Raw genomic sequence first — 7,365 nt, forward strand, 5'->3', positions numbered from 1 at the left:
ATTGAGATATGCCAACGTCCAGAAGGATGTAATCTGACTGTTACTGTGCTTGGTTCACAGCTTTCTGGTATTTGTCTTGACCATCGAATAGGTAAAGGTTCTGTGCATTTGGCTAAATAGATTTGTTTGTCTTTAAATTTAAAGGCTGATTTGGTAAATTCGGCACTTCCTCCTTGATGTTTTTTCTTAAAGTTAGGATACTTAGTACGACCAGCAAAGAAATTAGTAAAAGCTGTTTGTAGGTGTCTTAACCCTTGTTGTAAAGGTACACAGCTAACTTCGTTTAAAAACTCTAATTCTTCTTGCTTTTTCCAATCGGTTAGCATTGAAGAAGTTTCAGTATATCCTACTCTTTCTTGTCTTTCGTACCATGCTTGTGTTCTGAGATGGAGAGCTTTATTGTAAACTAATCTTACACAGCCCAAGGTGCGCCGCAATAGCGACTCTTGTTCGGGTGTTGGGTAAAATCGAAACGAATAGGCTTTTTCCATGTCTCACATTCTAACACATATTTTGTAAATGCGCTAAGATTTAACAGCAAAGCCGTCGTAGAACGACGGGGTTTCAGACCCAAATTTTCGATGATGGGCGGGAATTTGCGCTAATTCGGCAGCAATAGTCAGACTCATCGCTTATAATCCTCGATCAATTCCTATCTTTTTCATGCTAGAGAAAAAAAGATAAAAATTGATCGCTCTTGCCATGATTTTTAACCTTTGACACACATCACCTGCTTGAGAGTGGCGACAATTTCCACTAGATCAGCCTGTTGATTCATCACCTGTTGGATCGGTTTATAAGCTCCCGGAATCTCATCAATAACGCCCTCATCTTTGCGGCATTCAACCCCTTGGGTTTGGGCGATTAAATCATCAAGAGTAAAGGTTTTTTTAGCCAGATTTCTCGACATCAAGCGCCCGGCCCCGTGGGAACAGGAACAGAAGCTATTATGTTCCCCTTTGCCTTTAACAATATAAGATTGGGCTCCCATGGAACCGGGGATAATACCATAATCGGTTTCTCTGGCGCGGACGGCTCCTTTTCGGGTGACATAAACCTCCTCCCCAAAATGAATTTCTTTTTCGGCATAATTGTGATGACAATTAACTACTAAGAGGGGTTTAGTTGGTTTGCCTCCCGCTAGATGTTTTTCAACAATGCGTTTAAATCTAGCCATCATAATTTCCCGATTATAACGGGCATATTCCTGGGCCCATTGTAGATCGTGCCAGTAGGCGGCAAATTCTTCTGTACCGGCAACAAAGTAGGCCAGATCGAGGTCAGGTAATTTACCTTCTGCTAGTTTGGCTAACTCTTTGGCCGTATCAATATGACATTGGGCCAGTTGATTACCAATACCTCTAGAACCGGAATGGAGCATTAACCAAACTTGATTGTCTGTATCTAAACAAATTTCGATAAAGTGATTACCACCCCCCAGAGAACCCATTTGTTTAAGGGCTTTTTTCTCTAGGTTCTGCACGCCTCGATGAATCTGTTTAAATTCCGCCCATTTTGGCCATTTAGTTACTTCCCGATCCACTTCTTTATTTTCCGCAAAACCGACGGGAATATTTTCTTCCACATCGAGGCGAATTTTTTTGAGTTTTCCCTGCAATTGTTCGCCAGTAAAAGGCATTTTTAGGGCGGCCATGCCGCAACCGATATCGACTCCGACGGCGGCAGGAATTACGGCATCTTTGGTGGCAATCACCGAACCGACTAAAGCGCCTTTACCCAAGTGAACATCGGGCATTAAAGAAATGTGTTTATAAACAAAAGGTAGGGAAGCGACATTTTTGACCATTTGGGTTTCTTGGGGTCCCAATTCATGCCCCGCCCAAGATAAAATCGGTGTCTGTGTGGAAATATCCAGAGTTTCGTAAGCCATAGTTTTTATGAAATAATCAGGTCAAAAGCTGATGCAACCAAGATAATAAGGCAATTGAGATTCTGCGATGAATTGAATAAATTGTTATCAGTGATCGTGTTTTAACACAGAGGATAAGCTGTTGACTATCTAAATTACTCGTTCAGACTGCCCTCCGGGAGAATTTTTGACTTTCACCGCAGGTTTACCGACTACTGTAATACTACCAAAAAGGTTCGGATACCTACACTATCGAGAAAGCGGGGTTATTTTGCACTATAGAGATAACGAAGGAACTGATAGGGGTGGGTATCGCCTAAAAACCGAGTACAGTTCCGATTCTAGAAGTCACTATAGTTGTATCGGAGCAGCACAAAGATTATGGGAAAAGTAGTTGGAATTGACTTAGGGACGACTAACTCCTGCGTCGCGGTTATGGAAGGGGGCAAACCCACCGTTATCGCCAACGCCGAAGGATTTAGAACCACGCCCTCAGTCGTCGCCTACGCCAAAAGTGGCGATCGCCTAGTAGGACAAATCGCCAAACGTCAAGCGGTAATGAACCCGCAAAATACTTTTTATTCCGTCAAACGCTTCATCGGCAGGAAATTCAACGAAGTTACCAACGAAGCCACAGAAGTATCCTACAAAACTCTCCAAGACGGCAACGGCAACGTTAAATTAGACTGTCCCGCCCAGGGCAAACAATTCGCCCCCGAAGAAATTTCCGCCCAGGTACTGCGGAAACTGGTGGAAGATGCCAGTAAATACCTCGGCGAAACCGTTACCCAAGCAGTCATCACCGTACCCGCTTATTTTAATGACTCCCAACGTCAGGCCACCAAAGATGCAGGGAGAATTGCCGGGATTGAAGTTCTCCGCATTATCAACGAACCCACTGCCGCCTCTCTTGCCTACGGATTAGACAAAAAAGCTAACGAAACCATTCTCGTTTTTGACTTGGGTGGGGGAACCTTTGACGTATCGGTTCTAGAAGTGGGTGATGGTGTCTTTGAAGTTCTCGCTACCTCTGGAGATACTCATCTCGGTGGTGATGACTTCGATAAAAAAATCGTCGATTATTTAGCCGGAGAATTCAAAAAAGTTGAAGGAATAGATCTCCGTCAAGATAAACAAGCCCTGCAACGTCTCACAGAAGCGGCAGAAAAAGCCAAAATTGAACTTTCTAGCGTTACCCAAGCGGAAATTAACCTGCCCTTCATCACCGCTACCGCCGAAGGACCAAAACACCTAGATACCACTTTAACCAGAGCTAAATTTGAGGAAATTTGCGCTGATTTAATCGATCGCTGTCGGATTCCCGTCGAAAATGCCATCCGTGATGCCAAAATCGATAAATCTGCCCTCGATGAAGTGGTTCTCGTCGGTGGTTCAACCCGGATTCCCGCCGTTCAAGAATTAGTTAAAAAAGTTCTGGGCAAAGATCCTAACCAAAGCGTTAACCCCGATGAAGTGGTAGCCGTAGGTGCCGCTATTCAAGGTGGTGTCCTCGCTGGTGAAGTCAAAGATATTCTTCTGCTTGATGTTTCGCCCTTGTCTTTGGGTGTGGAAACCCTCGGCGGTGTGATGACGCGGATTATTACCCGCAACACCACTATCCCCACCAAAAAATCGGAAGTTTTCTCCACGGCAGTAGATGGACAAACTAACGTGGAAATCCACGTCCTGCAAGGGGAACGGGAAATGGCCAAAGATAACAAGAGTTTGGGAACTTTCCGACTCGATGGTATCCCTCCCGCTCCTCGTGGTGTGCCTCAAATCGAAGTGGTCTTCGACATCGATGCTAACGGTATTTTAAATGTCACCGCTAAGGATAAAGGTACAGGAAAAGAACAATCGATCAGCATCACCGGCGCTTCTACCTTGCCCCAAAATGAAGTGGAACGCATGGTTAATGAGGCAGAATCGAACGCCTCGGTCGATAAGGAACGTCGTGAACACATTGAACGCAAAAATCAAGCTGATTCCCTCGTTTATCAAGCTGAGAAGCAGTTAGCCGAGTTGGGCGATAAGGTTCCCCCATCCGAGAAAAATAAAGCCCAGGCATTGATTAAAGATCTGAAAGAAGCGATCGCTCAAGACGATGATGGTAAGATCAAAACCATCCTACCGGAATTACAACAAGCCCTCTACGCGATCGGTAGCAGTATGTATCAGCAAGGGGCCCCTAGTAATCCCACCGGTGGCAATGATGACAATGGCCCCTCTGGTGGTGCTGGTGGTGGCGATGATGTCATCGATGCGGAATTCTCCGACGCTAAATAAAAATTAAGTTCATAGCTTCGGCAAGGACACAAGTTAACTTGTGTCCTTTTTTCATTGCGGCTTTCTTACAGATAAGGTTGTTACTGAAAATTAGGACTAAACTTAAGTAGGGTCTGCTGAATAAATGTGAAATGTAGGCAAGGTAGGGATTTTGTGGCTTTACGAGCGAAACAGGTGCAGGATTTTGAGAGAATCGTGCTTCAAAACCTTGCGTCTTCATCGGCCCGCGTCCTGTAGGGGCGAAGCATTCGGGCAATAACCTATCGGTGAAACCGTAGATTTTCTATCCGAATGCTTCGCCCGTACTTTTTGCCGCCAACCCTAAGTAGAGCATCTTGGAGAACTAAGATTAAGAAAATGGAAATTTACCAATTTAGCCAACGCCAGACAATTATTATGGCTATTCTAGTCCTCTATCTCGGTAAGTATTTAACCAAAAATATCAAATTTCTGCAAGATTATAACATTCCTGATGCCGTTGTCGGTGGTGTCTTAGCTTCCTTATTTTTCGGTCTATTTTTTGCTGTTTTTAAATGGCAAATCGAATTTACCCTTAATGTTCGGGATGCCCTGTTAATCGTTTTTTTTACTACTATCGGGCTATCCTCAAAACTAAAAACCCTGCTGCAAGGAGGTAAACCCTTGCTAATTTTATTAATAACCGCCGTGGTTTATCTCATTCTACAAAATTTAGCTGGGTTAGGAGTGGCAAAAGTGATGGGATTAGATTTACCCATCGGTTTGATTGCTGGTTCCGTTTCTTTGAGTGGGGGTCACGGGACTGCCATTGCTTGGGCTTCTATTTTTCGTGATAATTATGGCATCGCCAAAGCATCAGAAATCGGTGTAGCTAGTGCTACTTTTGGGCTAGTTTTAGGGGGAATTATTGGCGGACCGGTGGCTAAATGGTTAATTACTAGAAATCGACTGCGAACCAATAATCAAGACCAAGATTTAACGGTGGGAATTAAACAAAGCCAGAGGAATGTCAATATCGATTACAATACCATGCTCCATTCAATCTTAGTGATTGGTTTAACTATCGGTTTAGGTAATCAGATTAACTACTGGGTAACTCCCCTTGGTTTAAAATTACCGGATTTTGTCACCTGTTTATTGGCAGGAATTATCCTGACTAATACCGTACCTTTTGTGTTGAAACGCTTTCCTTGGCCCGCTAATACGCCCTCTTTAGCCTTAATTTCTGATGTTAGTCTCGGTTTATTCCTATCTATGTCCTTGATGAGTTTACAATTATGGACATTGATCGATTTGGCCGGACCGATTGCTATCCTGTTATTAGTGCAGTTCTCACTCAGTATTATTTATACTGTTTTACTGGTCTTTCCCGTAATGGGAAAAAACTATCATGCTTCAGTAGTTTGCGCCGGTTATTTGGGTTTAACTCTAGGGGCAACTCCCACAGCTATCGCCAATATGACCGCGGTGACGGAACATTTTGGGGCTTCTCCCCAAGCATTTATTATTGTTCCTTTGGTGGGGGCATTTTTTATCGATTTGTCTAATGCTTTTATCATCCAGCAATTTTTGAATTTTCTGACTTAAAAATTTTTACCGATCAAGTGATTATTGAGGAAAGTTGACTAATCTTGTCCGTCAAGATTGGTAAAAGCTTGCAGTAAAATCGGAATAATACCAAATCCGTTTTTAATAATATGATTAACTGCTAATCGAACTTTAAAAACCCAGTTATGGATTGTTTCTTGCTGCTCCAGCGCTCCCCGCTTCGGTAGGACACAAGTTCCCTTGTGTCCTTTTTCAGGCTCAAAATCAGAAATTAGGCTAATCCGACTAATTTAGCGCTGTATTCCCACATTTTTGCCCCTCTTTCATCGTCGCGAGCTTGAGGAGAAACCCTTTGAACAAAGGATTTACCCTCTTTTTTCTGACGATTGCCCCAACTCCAGTAAGCACCGGATTGACGGTATTCGGGGTCAGCAACCACCATAGCGACTCTTTCCCCGGCTAATTCTTGGGAAACATAGCCACCGGTGATATTTTTCTGGAACCAGGGGAAAAACTGCTGGAAAAAGGGGTAATGGTTGCGGAAAAGGGGTGTATCGGCCACACAACCCGGATAGAGGGAAGTAAAAGTGATTCCGGTCGATTCGTGATAGCGTTTGTGCAGTTCCCGCATGGTGAGAACATTACACACCTTACTATCTTTGTAGGCTTTGACCGATTCAAATTTTTTGCCGTCGGCCATAGTAATCGGCTCTTTGAAACCCTTGGCAAACCCGTCCAAATCGCCCAAATCGGGACGAGGAGGAATTTTACCGCCTAATTCATCGGGATTATGGGTGACAGTGCCGAGAATGACTAAACGGCGGTCGGGAGAGGGAGAATTTTTTAGATCTTCCAAGAGCAAATTCGACAACAGGAAATGACCTAAATGATTGGTGGCCATGCTCAATTCATAACCGTCGGGACTTCTTAAGGGTTCTTTGAGCAAAGGCAGATAGATAGCGGCATTGCAGACTAAAGCGGTTAGGGGTCTGCCCAAGGCCCGGAAATTTTTAACGAAGCGCCGGACGCTATCGAGGGAACCGAGGTCGATAAATTCAATACAGTAGTTATCCCGGGGAATGTTCAATTCCTTGGCCGCCTGTTCCATTTTCGGGATATCCCGACAGGCCATAACCACAAACCAACCTCTTTGAGCAAGGGATTTAGCGGCGTAGAGACCGACTCCAGAAGTTGTCCCAGTAATGATCACCGTGGGTTTTTTATCTTGTACCATTTTTTGATAGTTTTCGTTAATCGCTCTGGTCTAGGGAATATCCAAGGGATTCCGATTATAAATTTTATCTCAAATGTCGGGGTTTCATCCCGTCCCTAAAAGCGACGGGATGAAACCAAGCGCCAATACAAAACAGCACTTCGACACATTTCGACAGGCTCAATGTAAAGGCTCAATGTAAAGGCTCAATGTAAAGGCTCAGTGACACGAAGCACGATTAAAAATAAGCGTCCAGTCTCCTGACAAAATCTCGAATAACTTCTTCTTGTAAGGGTCTTGACCTACTCAGGCCAAATAGCTACCATGTAAGTAAGCTTTTACGCATTTAAGTTACATTGACAGCATTACCCTTATTTTTAAGTTTTCTACTCCATTTAATAATCAATCCCCCTTCATTTAAAAGCTGATTGACTACTTTTTCCAGTTCTTCTTTATTTTCAAATTCTCG

5 protein-coding genes and 1 pseudogene are annotated in these 7,365 nt (G+C 43.7%); 2 read left to right on the forward strand and 4 right to left on the reverse strand.

All coding sequences use genetic code 11. The features are described 5' to 3' along the window. Positions 1–491 (reverse strand): RNA-guided endonuclease InsQ/TnpB family protein (locus O9300_RS01230; protein ID WP_287969567.1); only part of this gene is annotated, 491 nt, incomplete at its 3' end. A 218-nt stretch (positions 492–709) separates the two neighbouring features. Beyond that, the gene (locus tag O9300_RS01235; RefSeq protein WP_287693525.1) at positions 710–1,891 is read right to left on the reverse strand and encodes an RtcB family protein; all 1,182 of its coding nucleotides are present in this window, start codon (positions 1,889–1,891) and stop codon (positions 710–712) included. 360 nt (positions 1,892–2,251) lie between these two features. Here O9300_RS01235 and dnaK point away from each other — a divergent pair, with 360 nt between their 5' ends. Both dnaK and gltS read left to right on the forward strand, forming a co-directional pair. Continuing rightward, complete coding sequence (gene dnaK, locus O9300_RS01240; protein ID WP_147071262.1) at positions 2,252–4,156, forward strand: molecular chaperone DnaK; 1,905 nt, start codon at positions 2,252–2,254, stop codon at positions 4,154–4,156. A gap of 357 nt (positions 4,157–4,513) precedes the next feature. Further along, positions 4,514–5,722, forward strand: coding sequence for a sodium/glutamate symporter (gene gltS, locus O9300_RS01245; RefSeq protein ID WP_287969568.1), 1,209 nt, complete (start codon positions 4,514–4,516; stop codon positions 5,720–5,722). A gap of 232 nt (positions 5,723–5,954) precedes the next feature. On the opposite strand, the gene O9300_RS01250 is transcribed toward gltS, so the two are convergent. Continuing rightward, complete coding sequence (locus tag O9300_RS01250) at positions 5,955–6,917, reverse strand: protochlorophyllide reductase (protein WP_287969569.1); 963 nt, start codon at positions 6,915–6,917, stop codon at positions 5,955–5,957. Between the two features lie 325 nt (positions 6,918–7,242). Further along, a pseudogene (locus O9300_RS01255) lies at positions 7,243–7,365 on the reverse strand (IS630 family transposase); the annotation flags it as partial.

The organism is Microcystis sp. LE19-195.1E (assembly GCF_027532095.1).
Lineage (GTDB): Bacteria > Cyanobacteriota > Cyanobacteriia > Cyanobacteriales > Microcystaceae > Microcystis > Microcystis aeruginosa.